Origin of the sequence: Cupriavidus sp. D39, from assembly GCF_026627925.1 — a bacterium.
GTDB lineage: Bacteria > Pseudomonadota > Gammaproteobacteria > Burkholderiales > Burkholderiaceae > Cupriavidus > Cupriavidus ulmosensis.
Genome location: NZ_JAPNLE010000009.1, coordinates 137674 through 160391 on the forward strand (window position 1 = coordinate 137674; position 22718 = coordinate 160391).

The 22718-nt window shown below is 66.0% G+C and carries 20 protein-coding genes and 3 pseudogenes; 7 read left to right on the forward strand and 16 right to left on the reverse strand.

Annotation, left to right across the window (positions count from 1 at the left end; genetic code table 11):
- Positions 1 to 38 precede the first annotated feature (38 nt).
- From OMK73_RS12145 to OMK73_RS12160, 4 genes are all read right to left on the reverse strand, one after another.
- On the reverse strand, positions 39 to 341 hold the full coding sequence (locus tag OMK73_RS12145; RefSeq protein ID WP_267602288.1) for a hypothetical protein: 303 nt from the start codon (positions 339 to 341) through the stop codon (positions 39 to 41).
- 227 nt (positions 342 to 568) lie between these two features.
- Positions 569 to 1321, reverse strand: coding sequence for a molybdopterin-dependent oxidoreductase (locus OMK73_RS12150; RefSeq protein ID WP_267606341.1), 753 nt, complete (start codon positions 1319 to 1321; stop codon positions 569 to 571).
- A gap of 29 nt (positions 1322 to 1350) precedes the next feature.
- Positions 1351 to 1998: a cytochrome b/b6 domain-containing protein gene (locus OMK73_RS12155; RefSeq protein WP_267602289.1), complete on the reverse strand. Its 648-nt coding sequence runs from the start codon at positions 1996 to 1998 to the stop codon at positions 1351 to 1353.
- Between the two features lie 12 nt (positions 1999 to 2010).
- Entirely contained in the window at positions 2011 to 2652 is a 642-nt protein-coding gene (locus OMK73_RS12160; protein WP_267602290.1) for a hypothetical protein, read from the reverse strand.
- A 147-nt stretch (positions 2653 to 2799) separates the two neighbouring features.
- Here OMK73_RS12160 and OMK73_RS12165 point away from each other — a divergent pair.
- Together OMK73_RS12165 and OMK73_RS12170 are read left to right on the forward strand one after the other, a co-directional pair.
- Positions 2800 to 3470: pseudogene (locus OMK73_RS12165) on the forward strand (heavy metal response regulator transcription factor).
- A complete protein-coding gene (locus OMK73_RS12170) occupies positions 3467 to 4891 on the forward strand; it encodes a heavy metal sensor histidine kinase (protein ID WP_267602291.1) in 1425 nt (474 codons plus the stop codon). The pseudogene OMK73_RS12165 and the gene OMK73_RS12170 overlap by 4 nt, the downstream one beginning before the upstream one ends.
- A gap of 41 nt (positions 4892 to 4932) precedes the next feature.
- Here the strand turns inward: OMK73_RS12170 and OMK73_RS12175 are convergent, their stop codons facing one another.
- A complete protein-coding gene (locus OMK73_RS12175; protein ID WP_267602293.1) occupies positions 4933 to 6144 on the reverse strand; it encodes a globin domain-containing protein in 1212 nt (403 codons plus the stop codon).
- Positions 6145 to 6445: 301 nt separating this feature from the next.
- On the opposite strand from OMK73_RS12175, the gene OMK73_RS12180 reads away from it, so the two are divergent.
- Positions 6446 to 6970, forward strand: coding sequence for an RrF2 family transcriptional regulator (locus OMK73_RS12180; protein ID WP_267602294.1), 525 nt, complete (start codon positions 6446 to 6448; stop codon positions 6968 to 6970).
- Positions 6971 to 7089: 119 nt separating this feature from the next.
- Positions 7090 to 7526 (forward strand): annotated as a pseudogene (locus OMK73_RS12185) (carboxymuconolactone decarboxylase family protein).
- Between the two features lie 58 nt (positions 7527 to 7584).
- Here the strand turns inward: OMK73_RS12185 and OMK73_RS12190 are convergent.
- From OMK73_RS12190 to OMK73_RS12225, 8 genes and pseudogenes are all read right to left on the reverse strand, one after another.
- Entirely contained in the window at positions 7585 to 7770 is a 186-nt protein-coding gene (locus OMK73_RS12190) for a hypothetical protein (protein WP_267602296.1), read from the reverse strand.
- A gap of 17 nt (positions 7771 to 7787) precedes the next feature.
- On the reverse strand, positions 7788 to 8225 hold the full coding sequence (locus OMK73_RS12195; RefSeq protein ID WP_267602297.1) for a carboxymuconolactone decarboxylase family protein: 438 nt from the start codon (positions 8223 to 8225) through the stop codon (positions 7788 to 7790).
- 128 nt (positions 8226 to 8353) lie between these two features.
- On the reverse strand, positions 8354 to 9784 hold the full coding sequence (locus OMK73_RS12200; RefSeq protein ID WP_267602298.1) for a PLP-dependent aminotransferase family protein: 1431 nt from the start codon (positions 9782 to 9784) through the stop codon (positions 8354 to 8356).
- A 185-nt stretch (positions 9785 to 9969) separates the two neighbouring features.
- On the reverse strand, positions 9970 to 11535 hold the full coding sequence (locus tag OMK73_RS12205; RefSeq protein WP_267602299.1) for a DHA2 family efflux MFS transporter permease subunit: 1566 nt from the start codon (positions 11533 to 11535) through the stop codon (positions 9970 to 9972).
- Positions 11536 to 11645: 110 nt separating this feature from the next.
- On the reverse strand, positions 11646 to 12923 hold the full coding sequence (locus OMK73_RS12210) for an efflux RND transporter periplasmic adaptor subunit (RefSeq protein WP_420715521.1): 1278 nt from the start codon (positions 12921 to 12923) through the stop codon (positions 11646 to 11648).
- Between the two features lie 54 nt (positions 12924 to 12977).
- Positions 12978 to 14503: pseudogene (locus OMK73_RS12215) on the reverse strand (efflux transporter outer membrane subunit).
- A 39-nt stretch (positions 14504 to 14542) separates the two neighbouring features.
- Entirely contained in the window at positions 14543 to 14980 is a 438-nt protein-coding gene (locus OMK73_RS12220; protein WP_267602301.1) for a MarR family winged helix-turn-helix transcriptional regulator, read from the reverse strand.
- 414 nt (positions 14981 to 15394) lie between these two features.
- Entirely contained in the window at positions 15395 to 15754 is a 360-nt protein-coding gene (locus OMK73_RS12225) for a hypothetical protein (RefSeq protein ID WP_267602302.1), read from the reverse strand.
- A gap of 652 nt (positions 15755 to 16406) precedes the next feature.
- On the opposite strand from OMK73_RS12225, the gene OMK73_RS12230 reads away from it, so the two are divergent.
- Positions 16407 to 16880 (forward strand): copper resistance protein CopQ, encoded by a 474-nt coding sequence (locus OMK73_RS12230; protein WP_267602303.1) that lies wholly within the window; start codon positions 16407 to 16409, stop codon positions 16878 to 16880.
- A 310-nt stretch (positions 16881 to 17190) separates the two neighbouring features.
- On the forward strand, positions 17191 to 17757 hold the full coding sequence (locus OMK73_RS12235) for a TetR/AcrR family transcriptional regulator (RefSeq protein WP_267602305.1): 567 nt from the start codon (positions 17191 to 17193) through the stop codon (positions 17755 to 17757).
- Positions 17758 to 18060: 303 nt separating this feature from the next.
- On the opposite strand, the gene OMK73_RS12240 is transcribed toward OMK73_RS12235, so the two are convergent.
- Complete coding sequence (locus OMK73_RS12240; protein ID WP_267602306.1) at positions 18061 to 19668, reverse strand: MBL fold metallo-hydrolase; 1608 nt, start codon at positions 19666 to 19668, stop codon at positions 18061 to 18063.
- A gap of 238 nt (positions 19669 to 19906) precedes the next feature.
- Positions 19907 to 21337 carry a flagellar filament capping protein FliD gene (gene fliD, locus OMK73_RS12245; protein ID WP_267602307.1) on the reverse strand — a complete coding sequence of 477 codons (1431 nt, stop codon included), beginning with the start codon at positions 21335 to 21337 and terminating at the stop codon, positions 19907 to 19909.
- Positions 21338 to 21937: 600 nt separating this feature from the next.
- Here fliD and OMK73_RS12250 point away from each other — a divergent pair.
- Positions 21938 to 22201, forward strand: coding sequence for a hypothetical protein (locus OMK73_RS12250; protein WP_267602308.1), 264 nt, complete (start codon positions 21938 to 21940; stop codon positions 22199 to 22201).
- An 18-nt stretch (positions 22202 to 22219) separates the two neighbouring features.
- Here OMK73_RS12250 and OMK73_RS12255 read toward each other — a convergent pair whose 3' ends face one another.
- A complete protein-coding gene (locus OMK73_RS12255; protein WP_267602309.1) occupies positions 22220 to 22684 on the reverse strand; it encodes a DUF4126 domain-containing protein in 465 nt (154 codons plus the stop codon).
- Between the last annotated feature and the right edge of the window lie 34 nt (positions 22685 to 22718).

Genomic DNA, 22718 nt, shown 5'->3' on the forward strand with positions numbered 1-22718 from the left:
CTGACACGCCATTGCCGGTCCCGCGCTGAAGGAGCCGCTCAAGCCACCAACTGCGTACTCCAAGCCTGATAAACGTAATACAACGGCCGCTGCGGATCGGACTGCTTTGCCGATGCAGGCGCAGCGCCGCGGATCTGCATGGTGACCAGCACCATGCGCGCGGCTTTCACGGGAGAGTAGCGGTCGCGCAGCGGCAGCATGGGCAGTACGGCGCGCCACTCCGGGGGCAGGCCGTCGTGGCTGAAGGTGCCGAGCGCGCAGTAGCCCCATCCTTCCGAGGTGAGGTGCCAGAGTTGCCGGTAGGGGCTGCCGCCCGATGCCAATGAAGCCAATGGAGCCATGGTCTCCCTCGTTCGCGTGCTGGTGCCCGCGGCTTGCGCTATCCAGACTGCGCACCGGCCAGGGTGGCGGCGCGCATGGTCTTGATATTACCCATGTGTGGCGACGGTGGGAATGCTTGGCGCCCTTCGTGAGTGTGGCAATGCGCACACCAGACACCGTGTTTGGTGCCCGGCATACAGTGCATCACCCGGAGTTCGTCACTTGCCGGCGGCGGTGCTTTATTGTCCTACAGCCCGCTGAACCAGTTGTAGCCCTGGTCTTCCCAATAACCACCCGGATTCTCGTTGGTCACGAAGAGCGCGGCGATATGCTTGGGGTTCTTGAAGCCAAGCTTGGTCGGTACCCGCAGCTTGAGCGGGTAGCCATACTTGGCGGGCAGCGGCTCGCTGCCAAAATCCAGCGCCAGCATGGTCTGCGGGTGCAGCGCGGTTTCCATGTCGAGGCTGGAGTAATAGCGGTCCGCGCATTTGAAGCCGATATAGCGGGCGGTGGTGTCCGCGCCGATGCGCTCCAGGAAGGTGCGCAGTGGCACGCCGCGCCATTCGCCGACCGCGCTCCAGCCTTCGATGCAGATATGCCGCGTGATCTGCCCTGCCTGCGGCAGCGCGCGCAGTTGCGCCAGGCTCCATGCGCGCTTGTCGGCAACCAGCCCGGAAACTTCGAGGCGGTAGTCGGTGCCGTCGACCTCGGGTACGTCGTACTCGGGATAGAAGGCGTTGAACGGGAAGGGCTGCGTGATCTGGCTGCGCGCATAGGTGGGGGCGAGCCGGTTACGGTTGAACAGCCAGGCCTGCACGCGATCGTTCCAGCGCGACATGGACCACAGCACCTTGTCCACGGCATCGCCATCCTGCAAGGTGCAGCCCGCCAGCATGGACAGGGCGCCTAGCGATAGCGAAGAGCGCAGGAACAAGCGCCGCTGGAGCTGCGCGAGCTGGGGCTTGAAATCGGCCGCGCGCAGGGGTTCCGAGGCCGGCATGACGATCCGCTTGTCATCGTTGGGGGCGCTCATGCTTTTACGTCTCCATGGCCAGCGCGCCCGGCGCGTCCGGTCAGCATTGGCAACAAGGTGGCCGGCACCAGGATGACCAGCGCCAGGTGAACCACCACAAAGCCGACGATCCCCGCCATGGCGAAGAAATGCACATGGCGCGCCGTGTCGAACCCGCCAAACAGCGCCGCCAGCCAGTCCAGCTGGACGGGCTTCCAGATGGCCAGCCCGGACGCCACCACCAGCACGCTCAGCAGTAGCACGCTCACATACATCAGCCGCTGCACCGCGTTGTAGGCACCGGGCCGATGCGGCAGGCGCAGGCGGATGGCCAGTAATGCATCACGCAAGACGCCGCGCGCGCCAAGCGGCAGGAAGTGGCGCCGGAAATGCCGCGTAGCGAGGCCATAAACCAGGTAGACGAGGCCATTTGCAAACAGCAGCCACATGGCCGCCAAATGCCATGCGATCGAGCCACCCAGCCAGCCGCCCACGGTCGCCCATGCCGGAAACTTGAAGGCAAACAGCGGCGAGGCGTTGTAGATCGCCCAGCCGCTCATCACCATGCAGGTCATGGCGAAGGCGTTGACCCAGTGCGTGGCGCGTACCACCAGCGGGTGGACGATGGCGCGCCGCGCGGGTTTGGAGGAGGGTAGCTTGCGCATGGCTAGCAGGCCTTACATCGGCGGGACGACGCCGCCCTTGCCCGCGGAGATGAAACGCGCGGTCAGCGCACCGTCGGCGCCCTTGCTGGCAAACAGCACGATATGCGCGCCGGGAACCAGCAAGGAGCGGTCGCCGGGATCCAGGTTGACGATGGGCACGTCGTTGGGGATCACGATGCGCTTCTCGCCGTCGGGGTACTTCACGGTGATGGTGCGGCCGTTGCTGACCACCACGTTGCCCACGGTGCCGTTGGTCATGCTGCTGTTCTTGCCGAGATCCCACGCTCGGTGGCCTTCGCCGCTGCCGCGCATGCTGGGCGGGAACACGTGCACCTCGAGCGCCTTGAGCGAGCCGTCCGCCTGAGGCACGGCGGCCGAGCCAATGTAGCTGCCGGCCTTGATCTCATCGACCTTGGACAGCGTCACCGCCCGCACCGCCGTGTCCTTGGTCAGGCCCACTTCCAGGTCCTGTCCCGAGCGCGTGTGCACCTTCAGCGTGTCGCCGGCGAAGGCGGTCACGGTGCCGCGCACGCCGATGGGCGTGGCGGCGGGAGCGGGCTGGGCCAGCACTGCAGGGGCTGCGGCAAACATGGCGCCGGCGAGCAGCGCCGGGGCAACCAAGGTACGCGTCAAACTGCTCGAAACGATCTTCATCCTGGAACTCCTGGTGCGTGGAAAGTGCTACGTAGGTTAGGGTAGTGGGCAGGTCGCCCGAGTGACTTTTTGATGACCAAAATGTCATAAACCGCGGCTCCGGCCGCCGCTAGAATGGCAGCATACCGTTGAATGGCATTGCGCATCATGAGCATCCTCGTCATCGAAGACGACCCCAAGACCGGCGATTACCTCAAGAAGGGGTTGCGCGAAAGCGGCTACGCCGTGGATCTCGCGCGTACCGGCACGGACGGCCTGCACATGGCGCTGGAGCATTCCTACGACCTCGTCGTGCTCGATGTGATGCTGCCCGGCATCGACGGCTGGGAAATCATGCGCACGCTGCGCGCGCGGCGCGACCTGCCGGTGATCTTCCTGACCGCGCGCGACCACGTCAACGACCGCATCCACGGGCTTGAGCTCGGTGCCGACGATTACCTGGTCAAGCCGTTCTCGTTCATCGAGCTGGTGCTGCGCATCCGCACGCTGCTGCGGCGCGGCGTGGTGCGCGAGGCGGAGCTGTTCGAGTTCGCCGACCTCAAGCTCGACGTGCTGCGCCGCAAAGTGACGCGCCAGGGCGTGGAGATTGTACTGACCAACAAGGAATTCCTGCTGCTGCACCTGCTGGTCAAGCGCCAGGGGAGGCGCTGTCACGCACGCTGATTGCCGCCGAGGTGTGGGACATGAACTTCGACAGCGACACCAATGTCGTCGACGTGGCCATCAAGCGGCTGCGCGCCAAGGTCGATCTGCCCTTCGACAAGAAGCTCATCCATACGGTGCGCAGCATCGGCTATACCTTTGGCGAGGGCGCGTGAAAGCCTGGTCCTCGCGCTCGCTGACCGCGCGCACCACATTGTCGTTCGCGGCGATTGCCTGCGTGGTGATCGGTGCGCTGGGCATGTATTTCTACCAGTCCGCCAAGACCTCGATGGAAGCCCGTGCCGATCTGCAGCTGATCGGCCGCGTGGCGCATTTCCGCCGGCTGGCCAGCGATGTGTACACGGTCGGAGAGCTCAAGGACCGGCCCTTGCTGTTCGAATCCATGCTTGGCGCCGAGCGCGACGTGCTGATCTTCCGCAAGCCGGGAGAACCGCCGTTTATCCACGTCAACCCGGACAACCTGCCGGTGCCGGCAAAGCTCGGCGCCTGGGCGCCGGGCGATGGCGCCGGCCCGACCGCGGCCAGCATCCTGCGCACCCGGCTGGACAACGGCGTGCCGGTGCACTGGGCGGCCGCGATGGCGCGCTCCAATGAGGACGGCAGCGTGGTCGAGGTGATCGCCGCGCATCCGATGAGTAACGAAGTGCAGATGCTCGCCGCCTACCGCGACCGCGTGGTGCTGGCCGCGCTGGTCGGCATGCTGGCGGCGACCGCGCTCGCGTTCTTCGCCATCCGGCGCGGACTCAAGCCGGTTGGCAGCATCGCCGCGCGCGCCGCCGAGATCAGCCCCGCCAGCCTCGCGGTGCGCCTTGACGAGCGGGATGCTCCGGCCGAGCTGCGAAGCCTCGTCGGCGCATTCAACGCCATGCTGGACCGCCTGGCCGATGGCTACGAGCGGCTATCCCAGTTCTCCGCCGACCTCGCCCACGAAATCCGCACGCCCGTGGGCGCGCTGATCGGCCAGACCCAGGTGACGTTGAGCCAGTCGCGCCATCCCGAGGAGTACCAGGAAGTCCTCGAGTCCAACCTGGAGGAACTGAACCGGCTCGGCCATATCGCCGAGAACATCCTGTTCCTGGCGCAGGCCGACCACGCCGGCCTGGTCATCGAGCGCGCCCAGGTGTCGCTGCCCGATGAGCTCAACAAGATCGCCGAGTATTTCGAAGGGCCGGCGGACGAGAAGGCGATGACATTCGAGGTGGAGGCGCTCGGCACGCTCTGGGCCAATCCGCTGCTGTGCCGCCGCGCCATCAACAACCTCGTGGTCAATGCCGTGCGCTATGGCGCGCCGGGCAGCGTGGTGCGGCTCAGCGGCACCGAGCAGCTTGATGGGATCGTCATCTCGGTGGAGAACCAGGGCGAGGCCATTCCACAGGGCCAGCTGGACCGGCTGTTCGACCGCTTTTATCGCGGCGACGCAGCGCGCAGCCGGGTCACCGAATCCAATGGCCTCGGGCTGGCCATCGTGAAGGCCATCATGGCGCTGCATGGCGGCGGCGTGGAGGCCAGCTGCCCAACGCCCGGGCTGGTGCGGTTTGCGCTGCGGTTCCCGCGGCAGCAAGGGCTGGCTTCCTGAGGTTGTGAGGGCCGGCGCCTGCCAGCCATGCGCTTTTGGCGTTACACCAACCCATCCAGCAAATCCGGCCCAAACACCTCCCGGTGCACCCGTTCCGCCTTTACCCCACGCGCGTGCAGCGCCGCCCGCTGTGCCTGCATGAACGGCAGCGGCCCGCACAGGTAGAAGTCCGCATCGGCAAGATCGTCGTCGGCCAGGATCACGTCGATATCCATGCGGCCGGGCAGGGCGGGTTGCGCCAGGAATTCCGCCGGCTCTGCGGACTCCAGGAAGAAGTGCGTGCGCAGCCTGGGCAGCTTGCGGGCGGCATGCTTGATGTCCTTCAGGTGCGCCACGTGCGAGACCATGCGCGCGGCGTGGCCGAACACGACCTTGCGTGAAGGGTTGCGCTGCGCGACGGCGTTCAGCGCGCAGATCATGGGCGTGACGCCGACGCCCGCCGAGAGCAGCACGATGGGCGTGCTGGGCTCGATGCGCGGGGCGAAGTCGCCGAAGGGCTGGCTGACCATCAGCACGTCGCCTTCGCGGGCGTTTTCGTGCAGCCAGTTCGAGACCGCGCCGGCGGGCAGGTCCTCCCCATTGCCGCGGTCGCGCTTGACCGAGATGCGCCAGGTGCTGCCGTTGGGTGCGTCGGACAAACTGTACTGGCGTTGCTGGAAGGCGCCGGGCGTGAGTTCCACCACGACCGAGATGTACTGGCCGGGCAGGAAGTCGGCCAGCGTGGTGCCGCCGATGGCTTCGAGCGTGAAGGCGGTGATGTCGGCGCTTTGCGCTTCGCGCTCAACGATGCGCACGGGCTGGCGGTGATCGGGGCCGGTCTGCGCGCGCTCGTAGAGGCGGGATTCCGCGGCGATCAGTTCGGCGGCGAGCAGCCAGTAGGCTTCGTCCCATGCGGCGACCAGCGCCGGGGTGGCGGCGTTGCCAAGCACTTCGCCGATGGCACCGAGCAGGTGGCGGGCGACGATGGCGTAGTGGCTGGGCTTGATGCCGACCGAGGCGTGCTTGTGCACGATGCGGCTGACGACCGGGGCCAGGGCGCTGTTGTCGCCATAGTTGGCGGCGTAGGCGAATACGGCGGAGGCGAGCGACTGCTGCTGCGAGCCGTTGGCCTGGTTGCCCATGTTGAACAGATTGGTCAGCTCGGGCCGATCGGCAAACATGTTGCGATAGAAGGCCTGGGTAATGGCCAGGCCATGTTCGCGCAGCACGGGGACGCTCGCGTCGATCAGGGGTTTCGATTGTTCAGACAGCACGGCAACCTCCAAAGATGTACAGATAATGCAACAAAAAAGATAAAAGACGCCTCACCTTGGTGCGGTTGCGGCGCGCGGTCCATGTGCAATCTTGGTGCAGTGTGGATGCGGCCAGGGGGCGACGCCTTGGCGCTCATTTTATTAAACATGCATTTGCGATGCAACATAAAATTTGCGGCGGCGCGCAAAGATGCATCGGGGGTCCATGTTAGACTGCGACGGCCATCACAGTCAGGCGCAATGTCCGCCGGAACCCCATCCTGGCTGCCCCGTACATCACCGCCGCGAACCGGACTTTTCCATGAGACTGACCGACTACACCGACTACAGTCTGCGGACCCTGATCTATGTCGCGGTCCATCCGGGCGAGCTAGTCACCATCCAGCGCATCGCGGATGCGTTCGGCATTCCCAAGAACCACCTGATCAAGATCGTGCAAAAGCTTGGCCAGGCGGGTTTCCTGCATACGGTGCGCGGGCGCGCCGGCGGCATCGAGCTGGGCCGGCCGGCGTCGGAGATCAATGTGGGCGAGGTGATCCGGGCCATGGAGTCGGATTTCAACCTGGTGGAGTGCTTCCAGGGCGACGACAACCACTGCATCATCACCCGTGTGTGCGGCTTGCGCGGCGTGCTGTCCGCGGCATTGCGGGCCTATTTCGAGGTGCTGGACGCATATAGCCTGCAGGATCTGGTGGAGAGGCCCGCCGCGCTCACCCGGGCGCTTGGCGACGGCGGCGCGGCCACCATGATCGGCATCCCGGTCAGGAGCGTGACGCGCAAGGCCAGGGCTTCGCAGGCGGCATCCGAGGACGCCGGCGAGCACTAAGCCCCTCCTGCCACTGGCTACCTGCATCGGCGTAAAAATGGCTATTGTTTGCACCGGTCGGCAGCTCTAGCCTGTGGCATGGGTCCTGCCGTCCGGCCGGGCCGGCAGGGGAGATCGGCATGACATTGCGGCTCGACAGCCACCGGGCCAACCGGCTCAGCACCGAACTATTGCTTCGGCTCGACAGACGCAGCGAGCGCTACCGGCTCGAGCATTCGCTGGTGGACCTTGTGCGCCTGCGCGTGTCGCAGATCAACGGCTGCCCGTACTGCGTGGACCTGCATTCGGCGCGGGCGCGCAAGGACGGCGAGATGGCGGCGCGGCTGGAGATGCTGGAAGTCTGGCGCGAGACCACGCTCTACACGGATCGCGAGCGGGCGGCACTGGCGTGGGCCGAGGCGGTGACGGACATCGCCGGCACGGGGGTGCCGAACGCCGTGTGGGAAGCGGTGAGGCGGGTTTTTCGGAGCGGGAGATCGTGGACCTGACCTTGCTGGTCACCGCGGTCAATAGCCTCAACCGCTTTGGCATCGCGTTCCGTCGGTCTCCCGGGTAGGGGACGGCGGGGACGGCGAGCTGGGGGATTGCGGCTGCGGCCGGGGCTGGCCGCCGGTTCACTGGGGCAGCGGCAGCTTGATCGGCTGCTTCATCAGCGGCTGCACGGTTTCCTCGGCTTTGCCAGGCTGGCCGTCCGGCGTATGGGCAAGCACGGTGCCCGGGCCCAGCAGTGCCAGTACGACCGGCATCATGCTGGCGATCGCCAGGCGGGACACGGCCTGCCCAATCTTTGAATGGGTCATGTTTTTCGTCTCCCCGGTCAGGCCGGCGTCTTGCGAAACGAGATGGCGAAGCGGTTCCAGCTATTGATCGCGGAGATCAGCAGGGTCAGGTCGACCAGTTCGGCGTCGCCGAAGTGGGGGCGGACCGCTTCCCATGCGGCATCGGGCACATGGTCCTGGGCGACCAGCGTGACGGCTTCCGTCCAGGCCAGCGCGGCACGTTCGCGTTCGGAGAAAAAGGGCGTTTCGCGCCAGACCGACAGGGTGGCCAGGCGGCGGTCGTCTTCGCCGCCCTTGCGCGCGTCGGTGGTGTGCAGGTCGATGCAATAGGCGCAGCCGTTGATCTGCGAGGCGCGCAGGCGCACCAGCTCCACCAGCGGCTGTTCCAGGCCGCTCTTGCCGATGCGTTCTTCCACGCCGATCAGGGCCTTGATGGCGGCGGGGCTGGCTTTGTAGAAGTCGAGGCGTTGTTCCATGGTTTGCTCCTGTCTTTGTGCTTTGCGCCGCAGGGTGGGGGCGCGACAGGAACAAGATTAGGACGGCAACTGGTTATGTAAAATAGCCAGTTTTCTCTAATTTGAGGTAGCCAGTGGGGAGCTGTCCGCTAGCCGGCCGCCGCTAGCGCCCCGGCCAGCTTTTCCATGCCGGCGTGGATGTCCGCCACGCTGATGCCACCGTAGCCAAACAGGATCCCTGGCGCCCGGGGCTGCCCGCCATACATGCCTGCGATGCCGTAAAGACCGATCGAAGCGGCAGCGGCGCGCGCGATCAGCGCCCGTTCGTCCAGCGGCGTCTTGAGGTGCGCCACCATGTGGATCCCCGCGGCCGGCGCGTGGGCCGTGAACCACTGGCTCAGCGGGCCTTCCAGGTGCTCGAGCAGCTTGGCGCGGCGCGCGGCGTATTCCTTGTGCATGCGCCGCAGGTGCTTGGCGAAGTAGCCGTCGAGCATGAACTTGGCCAGCGCCGTCTGTGTCATGGTGCAGCTGTGCCAGTCGCCGACCTGCTTGGCCCGGCGCACGGCGGTGCCCAGCGGCGCAGGAGGAATCACGTAGCCAATGCGCAGCTCCGGGAAGATCGTCTTGGAGAAGGTGCCCACGTACGCCACCACCCCCGTCTTGTCCAGGCTCTTGAGCGACTCCATCGGGCGGCCCATGAAGCGGTACTCGCCGTCGTAGTCGTCCTCCAGCACCAGCGCGCCGCGGCGTTGCGCCCACTCGAGCAGCGCCACGCGCCGCTCCAGGCTCATGGCCATGCCCAGCGGAAACTGGTGGGACGGCGTGACGTAGACAATGCGCGCGTTGTCCGGCAGGGCGTCCACCACCAGCCCCTGCGCGTCCACCGGGACATAGGCCAGTTGCGCGCCCAGCGCGGAGCACGCAATGCGCGCGGGCGGATAGCCGGGATCCTCCACCGCCACCACATCGCCCGGGCGGATGACCACCCGCGCCATCAGGTCGATCGCCTGCTGCGCGCCCTGCGTGATGATGACGTCCTGCCAGTTGCTCACCACGGCACGGCTGAACGCCAGGTAGCGCGACACGGCAAGCCGCAGCTCCTGCTCCCCGGCGGGGTCGCGGTAGCTGCCGAGCCCGCGGGCCTGCACGCGTAGCGCGTGGCTCACGCAGCTGCGCCATTTGTCGAACGGGAACAAGCCCTTGTCGGTGACGCCGCCCACGAAGTCGAACGCGGGCGCGGCGCCGGGCGCGGTCCTGGGCAAGACGTCGGGCAGGTGCTTCCAGATCGAGCCGGCGCCGGGGCTGGGGGACAGCGGCGACGGCGAGGGCGCCAGGCCCGTCATCTCGTGGGCGACGAAGGTGCCGTCGCCGGCGCGGGCGCGCAGATAGCCCTCGGCAATCAGCCGCTCGAACACGTCGAGCGTGGTCTTGCGCGATACGCCAAGCTGGGTGGCGAGGTCGCGGGTCGACGGCAGCCGTTCGCCCGGCGCCAGCCGGCCGTCGACGATGCCCGCCCGCAACTGGCGATAGAGTTGGCCGGCCAGGCCCTGCCGGCCGTGCATGCTCACATGGATATCCATCTCTTGATCTTGTGTTGGCGGTTACCTGAAGCGTCGGGGATTGGATCGGATTCTAGTACCAGTGCTGCCCGGCTTGCAGCGGCGCTGCGCGGCTTTGCTGCTTGTGCGCCATTGCGCACTGACGCTTTGTCCTTCCCGTCGATCGGCCCGGGGGCCGGGTCAGGTCATTCAAGCCCCCGCCACCTTCAGTGCGCGGCCGCAGCGGCGGCAGCATTGCCGCCCTTGGCCGGCTTGGTGAACCAGATCAGCGGGATGATCACGATGAAGATCACGCCCGAGATCCAGAAGATATCGTTCAAGCCGAGCATGGTCGCTTGCGTGGTGAGGCTGCGCTCGAAGAACGCCATCGCCTGGTCATGGCTGAAGCCGGCCGTGGCCTGCAAGGCTTCCAGCGAGTGCACGAAGACCGGGTTGTGCTGGCTGGCCTGCTCCGCGAGTTGCGCGTGATGCAGGATGTTGCGGTCGTTCCAGGCTGTACTGGCCAGCGACGTGCCTACGGCGCCGGTGAACACGCGAGCGAAGTTCGACAGGCCCGCGGCGGCAGGGATCTTGTCGGGCGACAGACCGGACAGGAGGATGGCGGTCAACGGCACGAAGAACAGCGCGGTCGGGATGCCTTGCAACAGCGTGGGCAGCACCAGCGTCCAGGTGTCGACGGTGGTGGTGTAGCCCGCGCGCATGAAGAACACCGCGGCGAAGCCGGCAAAGGCCATGGTCGCCAGCACCCGCGCATCGGAGCGCGGCATGATCTTGCCCAGCACCGGCGCCAGGATCACGGCGAAGATGCCCAGCGGTGCGGTCACCAGCCCGGCGTTCACGGCCGGGTAGCCGAGGTATTGCTGCATCCATTGCGGCAACAGGACCAGGTTAGCGAAGAACACGCCGTAAGCCACCGAGATCGCCACGGTCCCGCCCAGGAAGTTGCGGCCGGCAAACAGCTTGAGGTCGACGATCGGATGTTCCTCGGTCAGCTCCCAGATCACGAAGAAGATGAAGCTGATCAGGGCCACCACGCCGAGGCCGACGATCAGCGGCGAATGGAACCAGTCGAGATCCTTGCCCTTGTCCAGCATGATCTGCAGCGAAGCCACCCAGGTGATGAGCGACGCCAGCCCAACCTTGTCGATCGGCAGCGCGCGGGTAGGTGTTTCACGCGAACGGTAGATGATCCAGGTGACGGCCGCGGCGAACAGGCCCACGGGAATGTTGATATAGAAGATCCACGACCAGGAGTAGCGATCGGTCATCCAGCCGCCCAGCGCCGGGCCGGCAATCGGGCCAACGGTGGCCGTCATGGCCCACAGCGCCAGCGCGGTGGAGCTGCGTTGCTTGGGATACGAGCCAAGCAGGATCGCCTGGGAGAGCGGAATCAAGGGGCCGGCCACGGCGCCTTGCAGTACGCGCGCGGCCAACAGGATGGGCAGGGTGGGCGCGATGCCGCACAGCCACGACGACAGCACGAACAGCAGGATGGCGCCGACGAACAAGCGGACCTGGCCGATGCGCTGGGTCAGCCAGCCCGTGAGCGGGATCGATACCGCGTTGGCTGCGGCGAACAGCGTGATGACCCACGTGCCTTCGTCCACCGAAACACCGAGGTTGCCGGAGATGGTGGGAATGGCCACGTTGGCGATCGACGAGTCGAGCACGTTCATGAAGGTGGCAAGCGCTACCGCGAAGGTGGCGAGCACCAGCTTGGCGCCGGAGAGCGGCGGGGGCTGGAGCTGATCGGCTGTGTTGGCGTTTTCCATGGTGAACTCGGCGGGTCTCTTACTTGTGTCGGCCGGCGCTTGCCGGATTTAATTGCTATATAAAAATCTGAGTTATCAGATAAATGGCGCAGAAAAATCTCGGCAAGGCATTACAGGGCTGCAGCCTTTGCCGGCTTTTCCACCGTCTTCGCGGCAACCGCCGTGGCTTGCGCGCCCGACGTGCTGGCGGTGCTGGAGGTGCCGGCGGTGCTGTTGAGCGCGATGATGCGTGCGATCTCGGCGTCTGCCTGTTCGCCGTACGCACGGTAGACATTGGTGCTGTACGTGGTCTTCTTGACCGCGCCGAGTTGCGCGCCGCTGCGGTCCTTGGTGTCGACGTCGACCTGCATCGACAAGCCGATCTGCAGCGGGTGGGCACGGAGCTCCGCCGGATCGAGCTCGATGCGGGCGGGCAGGCGTTGCACCACCTTGATCCAGTTGCCGGTGGCGTTCTGCGCGGGCAGGGCCGAGAACGCGCTGCCGGTGCCGGCCGAGAAGCCCACCACGCGGCCGTGGTAGCGCACGCTGCTGCCGTACACGTCCGCGCGCAGCTCAACCGGCTGGCCGATGCGCATATGCTGGAGCTGCACTTCCTTGAAGTTCGCGTCCACCCAGACGCCGTCCAGCGGGACGATGGCCATCATCGGGGCGCCCGGGGCCACGCGCTGGCCGACCTGCACCGAGCGGCGTGCCACATAGCCCGTGACCGGCGCAGGCAGCGTGTTGCGGGCAAGGGCGAGGTGCGCATCGCGCAGCTTGGCCGCTGCGGCCTGCACGGCGGGGTGCTCGGCGACCGTGGTCTGGTCGGTCATGGTGCGGTTGGACGCAAGTTGCTGGCGGGCGGCTTCGAGCGCGGCCTCGGCGGTCTTGACCGCGTCGCGGGCATGGGCCACGTCCTCCGCGGAGACGGCGCCGGTTTCCGTCACCTGGCTGCGGCGCTGGAAGTCGTCGCGGGCCTTGGCCAGGTCGGCCTGGCGCTGCTGGATCGCGGCCTGGTAGACGTTGTTGTTGACGTAGAGGGCGCTCACCTGGCGCACCGTTTGCGCGAGCTGGGCCTGGGCGTTGCCCAGTGCGACCTGCGCATCGGCCGGGTCGAGGTTGACCACGGCTTCGCCGGCCTTGACGATCTGCGTGTCGTCGGCGTTGACGCTGATCACGGTGCCGCTGACCTGCGGGGTGAGTTGCACGAGGTTGCCATTGACATAGGCGTCGTCGGTGTCTTCGTGATGCACGGCGTAGGTGAAGTAGTAGGCCGCGTAGCCGCCGGCGGCAATCAGGGAGACCATGCCCAGCGCGGCGAGCAAGCGTTTGCGGGTGGCCATCTTGCCGGCGGGGGCGTTGCTGCTGTTGTCGCCGGCGGTGGTTTCGGTCTGGGTAGCTTCGGTCATTTTGAACACCTCGGTAGCGGTATCGGTAGCGGAGTTGGTAGCGGAGTTGAGCGGTTATTGCGGCTGTACGGGAGCGCCCGGCGCGGCGGGGCTAAGGACCGGCGACTGCATGGCCACTGCCGCAGGCGCGGCGCTGGACGTATCCGTGTAGCCGCCGCCAAGCGACGCCGCCAGCGCGATCTGGCGGTCGCGGCGCGTCATGCGCAGTTGGGCGACTGCCTCGGTGCGGGCCAGCGCGTTGGTTTCCGCGTTCAGCACGGTGAGCTGGGTCGTCAGGCCCTGGCGATACTGCGCAAGGGCCAGGTCGCGGGCACGGCGGCTGTTTTGCTCGGCGCGCAATGCGTCGACCAGTTGCGCATCGATCGTGCGGATCTGGGCCAGTTGCGTGGCGACGTCGGTCAGGGCGCCGATCAGCGTCTGGTTGTAGTTTGCCACCGCCAGGTCGAATTCCGCGTAGCGGCCTCGAGTTGCGCGCGCAGCGCGCCGGCATCGAAGATCGGCAGGTGGATCGCCGGGCCAGCGTTGGCGGTGCGGCTGGCGGCGGTGAGAAAGCGGCCAAAGCCGAAGGCATCCAGGCCAATCGCGGCGCTCAGGTTGATGTCGGGGTAGAAGCCGGCCTTCGCCACCTTGATGTCGTGGGTGCTGGCGTCCACGCGCCACCGTGCGGCGACGATGTCGGGGCGGCGCGAGACCAGGTCGGCCGGGAGGTTGTCTGGCAGGCGCACTTCGTCGCCGGGGCTCAGCGTGGGGCGCGCGACGGCCAGCCCGCGGTCCGGGCCGCGGCCGAGCAGGGCGCCCAACTGGTAGCGAGTGTTGAGGACGGCGCCGTTAAGCGCCGTGACCGCCGCGTTGCTGGCGTCGAGGTTGGCGTCGGCGGTGCGTTGTTCCACTTCGGTGTCCAGGCCGGAGGCGGCGCGGGCGTGGGTGATACGGGCCAGCGCGGTGCGCTGCCTGACTTCGTCCTGGGCGATGTCGAGCAGGGCGTACAGGCGGGCCAGTTCGTTGTAGGCGCGGGCCACGGCCGAGCTGACGGACAGGCGGACCTGTTCCGATTCCGCCTCGGCGGCACGGCGTGCCGAAATCGAGGAGGCCAGGGCTTCGCGGTTCTTGCCCCACAGGTCGAGTTCATAGCTGGCGCTGATCACGCCACGGTTTTCGGTTTGCCAGGAGCCGGCGATGGGCGGGGGCGCGAGGGCGGTGCCCGAGTATTGCTGGCGGGTCAGCGTGTAACCGGCGTCCACGCGCGGCAAGGTGTTGGCATTGGCGCCTTCGCTGTAGGCCGCGGCGGCGGCCAGGCGTGCCTTGGCCATGTCGATCGACGGACTGCCTTCGAGCGCTTCTGCAATCAGCGCACGCAACTGCGCGTCGCCGAACTGGGCGGCCCAGTCGGCCGCGGGCCAGTGGCCTTGCTCGGCGGGCAGGCTGGCGGTGGTTTCCAGCGCGGTGGGTGCGGTGACGTGCTTGTCGCTGGAGATGCCCGCGTAGCTGGCGCAACCGGCCAGCCAGGCGCTGAGCAGCAGGGGCAGGACCTTGGTGGAGCGCAGGGCGCGGCCGGTCATTCGAGAAGTCTGCGTTTTCATTTTCTGATTTGTCAGATAAATGGTTAAAAAGACGCGCGCTCAGGCGGCCGAAAATTTGTCGAGCAGGCGCAACAATTCGTCGAACTCGCTTTTGCTGAAATCCTTGAGGCGCGCATTCAGCACCTCGGGGGCAATCTCCGGAATCTGGTTGGCAACGCTGTGGCCCTTGGCGGTGAGCTCCAGGTTCACCACGCGGCGGTCATCCACGCTGCGCGAGCGGGTCAGCAGGCCCTTGCGCTCCAGCTTGTCGAGGATGCGGGTCATCAGGCCGGTGTCGATCGCCAGCAGCTTGCTCAGCTCGAACGGGGTGGTGGCCGTGCCGAGCGACAGCGACAGCAGGATGCCCATCTGCTGGGCGGTGATATCGAGTTCCTTCAGGGCGGCGTCCATCTCCATCAGCACAAGATTGCGGGCCCTGTTGAGGTAGAACCCGACGCTCTGCGTCAGGTTATAGGTCTCTTTCGTGTAGTGCTTCATGTTGGCTCCTGTCTTCCGTCTGCTGGCTGGATAGTATTTGATAAGTCAGATAAATTCAAGGTCAGAATCTACATTTTTTAGAGGGTGCCGAACGTGCCGCTTGCCGGCTACCGCCTGGGCATGCCCGACGACAAGCTTCTACTGGGCCATCGTCGGCGCGCGCGAAGCATCGCAGCGGGGCACGGACGTGTTGCTCGGCACCAGCGGCCGGCACCCGGAGCGGATCCTGGCCGGCTAGGCGTGATTAACGGGGAGGGGGTGACTAGCTTGCGCACGCAAGCGTATCCCGCGCGGCCAAGGCAGGGGCCGCGCGGGTTTGCCGTTTCAAAGGCTCCGGGCCGGGGCTCTGCCCCGGGTCAGCATCGCCGCGTAGCGGCGACAACGACGTGGGTGGCCGCGTCCAGCGGCTGCTCGCTACTTCGATTTCGCGCCGTCCGTGTACGGGTCGGCCTTGCCGGCCTTGGCGCCATCGGTATAGGGATCTGCCTTGCCTGCCTTGGCCCCGTCCGTATAGGGGTCGGTCTTGCCGACCTTGGCTCCGTCCGTGTAGGGATCGGGCTTGCCCTGCGTGGCATTCAGGTCCATTTGCGTGGATTTCTTCGCGCCATCCGTGTACGGGTCGAACTTGCCGGACTTGGCGCCATCCGTATAAGGATCGGCCTTGCCGGCCTTGGCACCGTCGGTGTATGGGTCGAACTTCTTTTGCTGGCCATAACTCAAGCCTGAAGCCGTTGCGGCGGCGACAAGTAACGTCAACGTGAGTACTCTGCGCATCTCTTGCTCCGGTGGTAAGGAGGTGGTCGCCTGTGGCTCAGCCAGGGAACGCACGGGCACAGGCTGGCTGGATTAGCTGGCATCTGCGCCACGCCAGACAAACTGGGGCGGTAACCTCGGTGGGGCCAGCGGGGCACGCAAGCGAAGGCAGGCCAGGGCGCATGAATACTCGCCCCACGCCTGCTTATGCCGCGTCCCGCACAGTTCATCCTAGGAGTGAATACGCAGAGGCCGTAGTAAAACGTTGTAAATCCTTGTTGCGTTTTTTCCTTTCAGCCGCGTCCTTTCCCGGTGCGTGAAAAATGTGCAACGACCGGTGCTTTTTCCGGTCTTTCCGACTTTTTCTTCGAGCGTCTCTCCCTAGTTGATATGCGCTTTACGCCATATTATGGGCATCTGACATCCGGCCTGAAAAACTCATTGACTATCTATCTACCAGTAGATAATATTCAGCGCATGGAAGCCGCTGCTCCGCCCCAGCAAGGAAAGCTGAAGCAGGAAAGAGGATCCAACGCAGCACCCGGGGAGTCCCCGTTTTTTTGGCCAGCTTATCTATCTACTGGTAGATAACAGCCAGTCAAAGCAAGGGTTCCAAAGCGTACTGAATCGATTCCGCCCGAAGCGCGGATCCTCAATGTGAATGGAGAACATCATGACCTCGAACCTCTTCGCCAAGACCCTCATCACCGCGGCCGCCCTTGCTGCCGCCTTCGTGGCGGGTACCGCCCAGGCTTCGGGCCCGAAGGACAGCACGTTCTCGGGTGACAAGTACGGCTACGTGTTCCGCACCACCACACCCGACGCTTATACCGATGGCGCCCGCACCGGCAAGTTCGACCCGTACGCCGACGATTTGCGCGTTGGCAAGGCCGACCCGTACACGGACGGTGCCCGCATCGTGGCCGGCCTGGACCGTACCGGGGTGTCGGCTAGCCCGGCCCGCAGCGTTGACGCTTATACCGATGGCGCGCGCACCGGCAAGTTCGACCCGTTCACGGACGGTGCCCGCACCGTGGCCGGCCTGGACCGCAGCGGGGTGTCCGCTAGCCCGGCCCGCAGCGTTGACGCCTACACCGATGGCGCGCGTGGCAAGTTCGACGTGTTCACCGATGGCGCCAATGCGTGAGCGCTGCCAGGGCCTCCCGGCGATCGCCACCTGGATGCCTGATAGCGGTTGGGAAACAGAGTGAGAGTGAAATAGAGTGGGAGTGCATCATGAATTTACGGGACAGTTTCCTGATCCTGGCTGGCTGGGTGGTTCTGTGCCTTGCTAGTGGCTCTGCGGTCACCGTGGTGGCGCAAGTGCTTCCGGCGTGAGCCGACATAGGGCCTTTTAAGCGCAACTAAGGCGCAACTTAGGCCCAACTAAGCCGGCTTGTTGCGACTGCACATGAAATTGGCTTGAGGATCTATCGATAGATAGATAAGATCGCGCTATGAAAACGCAATCCGTACGCGAACAACTGCTCGAACACACGCTGGTGCTGATCCGCCGGCGCGGTTTCAATGGTTTCAGCTACCGCGACCTGGCCGAGCTGGTCGGCGTGAAGACGTCGAGCATCCACTATTACTTCCCCGCCAAGGACGACCTGGTGCTGGAGGCAGTGAAGGAATACAGCGCCCGTATCTCCGAACGGCTGCGCAGCGTGGACGCCTCGCTTGCCCCTGCCGTGCAGGCCGGGGGTTACCTTAACTTCCTGCGTACCGCGGCCTGCGGCGACCAGATCTGCCTCGCGGGCATGTTGTCCACCGAGACGCTGTGCCTGCCGGAATCGGTCCACGCCGAGCTCAAGGCGTTCTACCGCATGAACGAGAACTGGCTGATGGGGTTGATCGAGCGTGCGCAGAAGGAGTACGGCAAGGTCTATCCGGTGACGCCACGCGCGCTGGCGCAGGTGATCTATGGCGCGCTGCAGAACGGCTTGATCGTAGCGCGGCTGTTCGGGGCGCCCGAGCGGCTGGAGTCCGCCGCGGACCTGCTGATGGCTTCGGTATCCGAGTAAGACGTCTAGCAAACCTGAAGCACAAGCCGAAGCCGCCGAACAGGCCAAAGCCGCGCGCCATGACGACGTCTGTCTCTCCCTCTCCCCTCAGGGGAGAGGGCCGGGGAGAGGGGTGGCTTAGCTAGGAGCCACTTCAAGCGAAGCCCGTGGTGTTGTCCAGCACGCGGGCATATCGAGCGCCCGCCCTCTCCCCCAGCCCCTCTCCCGCGCGCGGGAGAGGGAGCACGACAACGCCGAGCCGGCTTTGTCGGCAAGCTGAGCCGACCTATCGAGGTCGGCTTTTTGTTTGCATTCCGCGGCGTTTCAGCCTGCTGCGTTCTCCACTATCTTCCACTGCTCGTCGACCTCCTGCACGCGGCCGTCCTGCACCAGCTTGAGCAGGTGCGCCAGCAGCGAGCGCTTTGCCACCGGGAGCATGCGTTCCGGCACGTCGTCGTAGACGCGCAGGAGCAAGGCATCGATGCCGGTTTCGCCAAGCTCGCGCAGCGCGTTGAGCACCTTTGCCTCGCGCTGCATGCGATGGCGGATCAGGGTGCGGATGGCATCGGCTGGCCGGGGCATCAGGAAGCCGTGGCCGGGCGCGAGCCATTCCAGGTCCTCGTCCTGCAGCGCGGCCAGCGAGGCCAGGTATGCGTACATGTCGCCGTCGGGTGGATTGATGACGACGGTGGAACCCTGCATCACGTGGTCGCCGGTGAACAAGGTCTTTTCTTCCTCAAGCAGGAAGCAAAGATGATTGGATGCATGTCCCGGCGTGTGAACGACGCGCAGCGTGCAGCCTTCGCCCAGCGCCAGGCGCTCGCCGTGCGCCAGGATGCGCTCGGGCTGGAAGGTCTGGTCCTGGCGTGGCGTTGGCGGCGCGGGGCGGCCCAGCACCGGCGCGCCGGTGGCGGCCTTGAGCCTTGGCGTTGCCGGCGAGTGGTCGATATGGGTGTGGGTGGCCAGGATCCAGCGGATCGGGCCGGGTGCGGCCACCAGCACGGCGGCCACATGGGCTTCGTCGTCGGGGCCTGGATCGATCACGGCCCATTCGTTGCGCGCGGGGTCCCCCACAAAGTACGTGTTGGTGCCGGGCCCGGTCATCACGCTGCCATTGCCGGCGGTGACGCGCCAGACGCGCTCGGACAGCCGCACCGCGGCGCCGGTCGCCAGCTCATAGCGCGCATGGCCCTGGCCTTGCGGGTCGATGCGCTCGATCTCGGCATAGGCAGGCTCAGAGGGCAGCACGGGCCGCAGGCCGCCACCGCCCTGGGCCAGGCGCGGCATGATGCGCGCAATGTCGCGCAGCTGCGCCGCATGGTCAAAGCAGGCCTGGGCGGTGTCGAAGCGGGCAATCGAGGCTAGCGTGCGCCGCGTCACTGCCACCAGCTTCAGGCCGCGCGCCGGATCGATGGCATCGCTCGGGCGTACCCAGAGATGCTCCACGGCTTCGTCGCCATCGTGCGTGGCGGACTGGCCGGCGGGCGCCACGGCCACGAAAAAGCGTGTGTCGAAGCGCTTGGGCAAGCCGGGTGGCGTCAGCCAGTGGCTGTGATACGCCAGGCGGTCCACCGCCAGGCGCACACCAAGCCGCTCGCAGAGCTGCGCCATGCCCGGGCCGCCGCGCCGCGCGGATTGCCGCAGCCATGCCTGCTGCGTGGCATCCAGCGTGTCCAGCGCGATCAGCTTGCCGCTGGCATCGCTCGCAAACAGCAGGCCGGCTTCCTCGAAACACTCGCGCACGGCTGCCAGGTAGAAATCCAGGCCGCCGTCAGGCAGCTTGAGACGCTTGCTGGCCGCGGCATCGTCCAGGCCGGCGCAGGCATCGTGCAGGGTTCTGTCTTGAGGGTCGAGCGTGCCGCCGGGAAAGACGAAGGCGCCGCTGCTGCGGTCGTCGTTGCGCTCGGGGCGGCGCACCAGGAGCACTTCCATGCCGGCCGCGCCATCGCGCACGACCAGGATGCTTGCGGCTTGGCGCAGCGAGGGGATCGTAAAGGAGGGGTGCTTCCGCTCTGTTCTTGTTCGTGCATGTGGGGCGGTTCCTGATGGACTGGCTGGGATCAGGCGACAGTGTAGCGGCATCGCACGGTTATGCCACCGAGGGATAGCGAGACGGTAAGCCTCCCGCGGGGCCGTCCCGCCCTCGCAGGCGGGACGGCAATGGTGCCGTTCACTTCGTGGACGTGTTGTTCATCGCCGCGAATTGTTGCGTGAGGTAGCTGGCGGTGGAGTTCAGCCGGTTGATCATCAGGTCAAGCTGCTGGAACTGCGCCCGATAGCGCGACATCGTGGCGTCGATGCCCGCGGAGGTGCGGGTATAGGCGCTGTCGAGGTCCTTCAGGTTGGTGTTGATGCCTTCGGTGGCCGTCGTCAGCGCGCCCTTCGTGGCGCTGAACGACTTCGCCATTTCCGCCAGCTGATTGCCATAGCCGGACTTGCCGTCGACCCCGCTGAACAGCTGCGCCACGCCGGTCCGGTTGCTGGCGAGCGCCTTGTTCAGCTTGGCGGTGTCGAGCCCCATGGAGCCGTCGGCCTTGAACGAGATCCCGATCTGGGTCAGGTTGACCAGGCTGGAGTCGCTGGCGCCGGTTTGCGGCGTGTTGAACACGGAGCGCAACTGGTTCTGGATCGTGCGCAGGGTCGCGTCGCCCAGCAGCGGAGACTGGGTGCCCTTGTTGGACTTGTCGAAGGCGGACAGCTTCGCGGCGGTGCTCTGCAGCGTGTTGTAGGCCGTGACAAAGCCCTGCACGGCGCCAGCCATCGTCGCGGTGTCGGTGACGGCGGTCACCGTGCTGTCGCCCTTGCTCAGCAGGTTCAGCGTCAGGCCCGGCGCGGCGCCTTGCACCGAGTTGGTCGGGCTGCTCACGTCGATGCCGTTGATGGTCAGCTTGGCGTCGAGGGCCTCGATGTTCTGCTTCATCGCCTTGGTGCCGGCCGGGTCATACGCGAGCAAGCCGGCAATGGTGCTGGGGTCGCCGGCGCCGTTGCTTTCCACCGAGATGCGCATGCTGGACTTGGCGCCCGTGGCGTTGGACGTCAGCACCATGCGGTACGGCGTGCTGCCGCCATCGTTGACGATGCTGGCGGTCACGCCCGAATTGGACGCGTTGATCGCATCGCGGATGCCGGTCAGCGTGTTGTTGGTGCCATTGATGTTGATCGAGGCGGGCGTGCCGGTGCCGGGCGTGAAGACGGCGCCCTCGGTGGTCCCGAACTCGATCTTGATCTTGGCGCTGCCCAGCAACTGGCCCGTACTGTCGGTGATGCCGTTGGACACCAGCGTCTGCGATTGCGCCAGTTGCGTCACCTTGACCGCATAGCTGCCCGCCATCGCGGACTTGTCGGCCACGACGCCCAGCACGTTGGTGCTGCTGGACGTGGTGGTGGTGCTGTTGTACAGGCTCGCCGTGCCAAGCGCGCTGGCGGCATTCTGGAACGAAGCCAGCGCCCCTTGCAGCAGACCATAAGCGGAGAGCTTGGTGGTGTGGACGGTGGCCTTCTTGGTCAGGGCGGTGAGCTTGGTCTCTTCCGCCTTTTGCAGATTGTCCAGCAAGGTGCTCAGTTCCAGCTTGGACCCGACACCTATCGAGGAAATAGCCATGGTTGCAATCCCTTAATTGCATGTTGGAGGAGGTCGGCCCGCCGAAGCGGCCCGGCTAGTCAGGAGAGCCAGTTGCGCGCGGATGCTACGGCCGGCACGCAGGGCTTCCTCGGGCGAAGTACTGATCGATGGCGTCGCCATTGGCGTGCGCTGTATTGCGACAAGCCGATGGTTCCCGGGCAGGAAATCCGGTGCCCGTCGCCTGGCTGTCGCGTCGCCCTTGATGCTGTCGCCACGAGGGTAGTACGGGTACGCCGGGACGGCCGTGGGAGGCCACGGGCCATTAAGATGCTGACTTCACCCCGATCGCTGATCTGTCGGCTGTGTGCGCCGATCTTGCCCTCGTTTCGCGCAGAAGATGTGCGCACCGACCGGGAACCAGGGGTAGTCCCGATCGTGTGCTTCACTCTTCACGTTCGAGATCGTAGCGGCGTGGGTCAGGGTCTAATTGAGAGAATAAGAGGTGAAAGTCCGCGCATATCGTCTGGGTTGGCGCCGCGCCCGGCGCGTTGCCAACGACAGCGAAATCCATCGTCCGGTCTGCAAAAAAACACTGCGGGACTGGTCATTTGCCATCAAGTTCGAGAGGGAGATGCCGATATGAACCGCAAGGGTTTGCTCGACGCAGCGGCGGTACTGGAAGACCTGGCGGCAGGGCTGCAGCCCGACCCGCAGCGCCTGGCGGCCGGCGCGCAGGCGCTCGAGGCCATGCACGCCGATCACCCGTCGTGGCGCGACATGACCGACGCCGCGTTCGGCCTGCAGGCGCTGGCCGCGGGCGGCGCGCTTGGCCTGGACGCGAAGGGGCGCGCACGCGCGGCCCGCCTGGCGGACGTTATCCGCAGCCTGGTCGATCCTTTATAGGCCGGCTGGCATCGCTGCCTAAGCCAGCGACAGCACCATGACCGCCGCGCCGATGACGGCAACCAGGTCTTCGATCACCGCCGCCGGCCGGTCCCTGCCAAATATCGCCGCAAGGCGCGCGCGCACAGCCGCGCCGCCGAGCGTGCCGATCACGGCGCCCACGGCGCCAAGAATGGCCCCTCCTACCAGCAAGCCGCCACCCGCCCCGATCGTGGCCCCGCACAACGCCCCCGAAAGGATGCGCGCGCCGAACTGCTGCGGCACCTTGCGGCTCGGCGTGCCGGGCAGCTTGTCGGTGATGAGTTCCACCGCGGCCAGCACGCTGAAGATCCAGGGCGTGAACCGATAGCCCATGAAGGCAAGCCAGCTGCCCGACAGGTCCAGCAAGCCTGCGTGGACCGCCCAGCTGACGGCGGCGGGTGCCGTCATGGCGCGCAGGCCAGCCACGATGCCGATAAAAAGCGAGAGCAAGTACAGGGTCATGTCGTCTGTTCTCAATCAGGGCTGACAAAGGTGG

Bases quoted from the DNA above. Each gene is read 5' to 3' on its own strand.
- OMK73_RS12145 (WP_267602288.1), bottom strand. From the start codon at position 341: ATGGCTCCATTGGCTTCATTGGCATCGGGCGGCAGCCCCTACCGGCAA.
- OMK73_RS12150 (WP_267606341.1), bottom strand. From the start codon at position 1,321: ATGCCGGCCTCGGAACCCCTGCGCGCGGCCGATTTCAAGCCCCAGCTC.
- OMK73_RS12155 (WP_267602289.1), bottom strand. From the start codon at position 1,998: ATGCGCAAGCTACCCTCCTCCAAACCCGCGCGGCGCGCCATCGTCCAC.
- OMK73_RS12160 (WP_267602290.1), bottom strand. From the start codon at position 2,652: ATGAAGATCGTTTCGAGCAGTTTGACGCGTACCTTGGTTGCCCCGGCG.
- OMK73_RS12180 (WP_267602294.1), top strand. From the start codon at position 6,446: ATGAGACTGACCGACTACACCGACTACAGTCTGCGGACCCTGATCTAT.
- OMK73_RS12190 (WP_267602296.1), bottom strand. From the start codon at position 7,770: ATGACCCATTCAAAGATTGGGCAGGCCGTGTCCCGCCTGGCGATCGCC.
- OMK73_RS12195 (WP_267602297.1), bottom strand. From the start codon at position 8,225: ATGGAACAACGCCTCGACTTCTACAAAGCCAGCCCCGCCGCCATCAAG.
- OMK73_RS12200 (WP_267602298.1), bottom strand. From the start codon at position 9,784: ATGGATATCCATGTGAGCATGCACGGCCGGCAGGGCCTGGCCGGCCAA.
- OMK73_RS12205 (WP_267602299.1), bottom strand. From the start codon at position 11,535: ATGGAAAACGCCAACACAGCCGATCAGCTCCAGCCCCCGCCGCTCTCC.
- OMK73_RS12210 (WP_420715521.1), bottom strand. From the start codon at position 12,923: ATGACCGAAGCTACCCAGACCGAAACCACCGCCGGCGACAACAGCAGC.
- OMK73_RS12220 (WP_267602301.1), bottom strand. From the start codon at position 14,980: ATGAAGCACTACACGAAAGAGACCTATAACCTGACGCAGAGCGTCGGG.
- OMK73_RS12225 (WP_267602302.1), bottom strand. From the start codon at position 15,754: ATGCGCAGAGTACTCACGTTGACGTTACTTGTCGCCGCCGCAACGGCT.
- OMK73_RS12230 (WP_267602303.1), top strand. From the start codon at position 16,407: ATGACCTCGAACCTCTTCGCCAAGACCCTCATCACCGCGGCCGCCCTT.
- OMK73_RS12235 (WP_267602305.1), top strand. From the start codon at position 17,191: ATGAAAACGCAATCCGTACGCGAACAACTGCTCGAACACACGCTGGTG.
- OMK73_RS12240 (WP_267602306.1), bottom strand. From the start codon at position 19,668: ATGGAAGTGCTCCTGGTGCGCCGCCCCGAGCGCAACGACGACCGCAGC.
- fliD (WP_267602307.1), bottom strand. From the start codon at position 21,337: ATGGCTATTTCCTCGATAGGTGTCGGGTCCAAGCTGGAACTGAGCACC.
- OMK73_RS12250 (WP_267602308.1), top strand. From the start codon at position 21,938: ATGAACCGCAAGGGTTTGCTCGACGCAGCGGCGGTACTGGAAGACCTG.
- OMK73_RS12255 (WP_267602309.1), bottom strand. From the start codon at position 22,684: ATGACCCTGTACTTGCTCTCGCTTTTTATCGGCATCGTGGCTGGCCTG.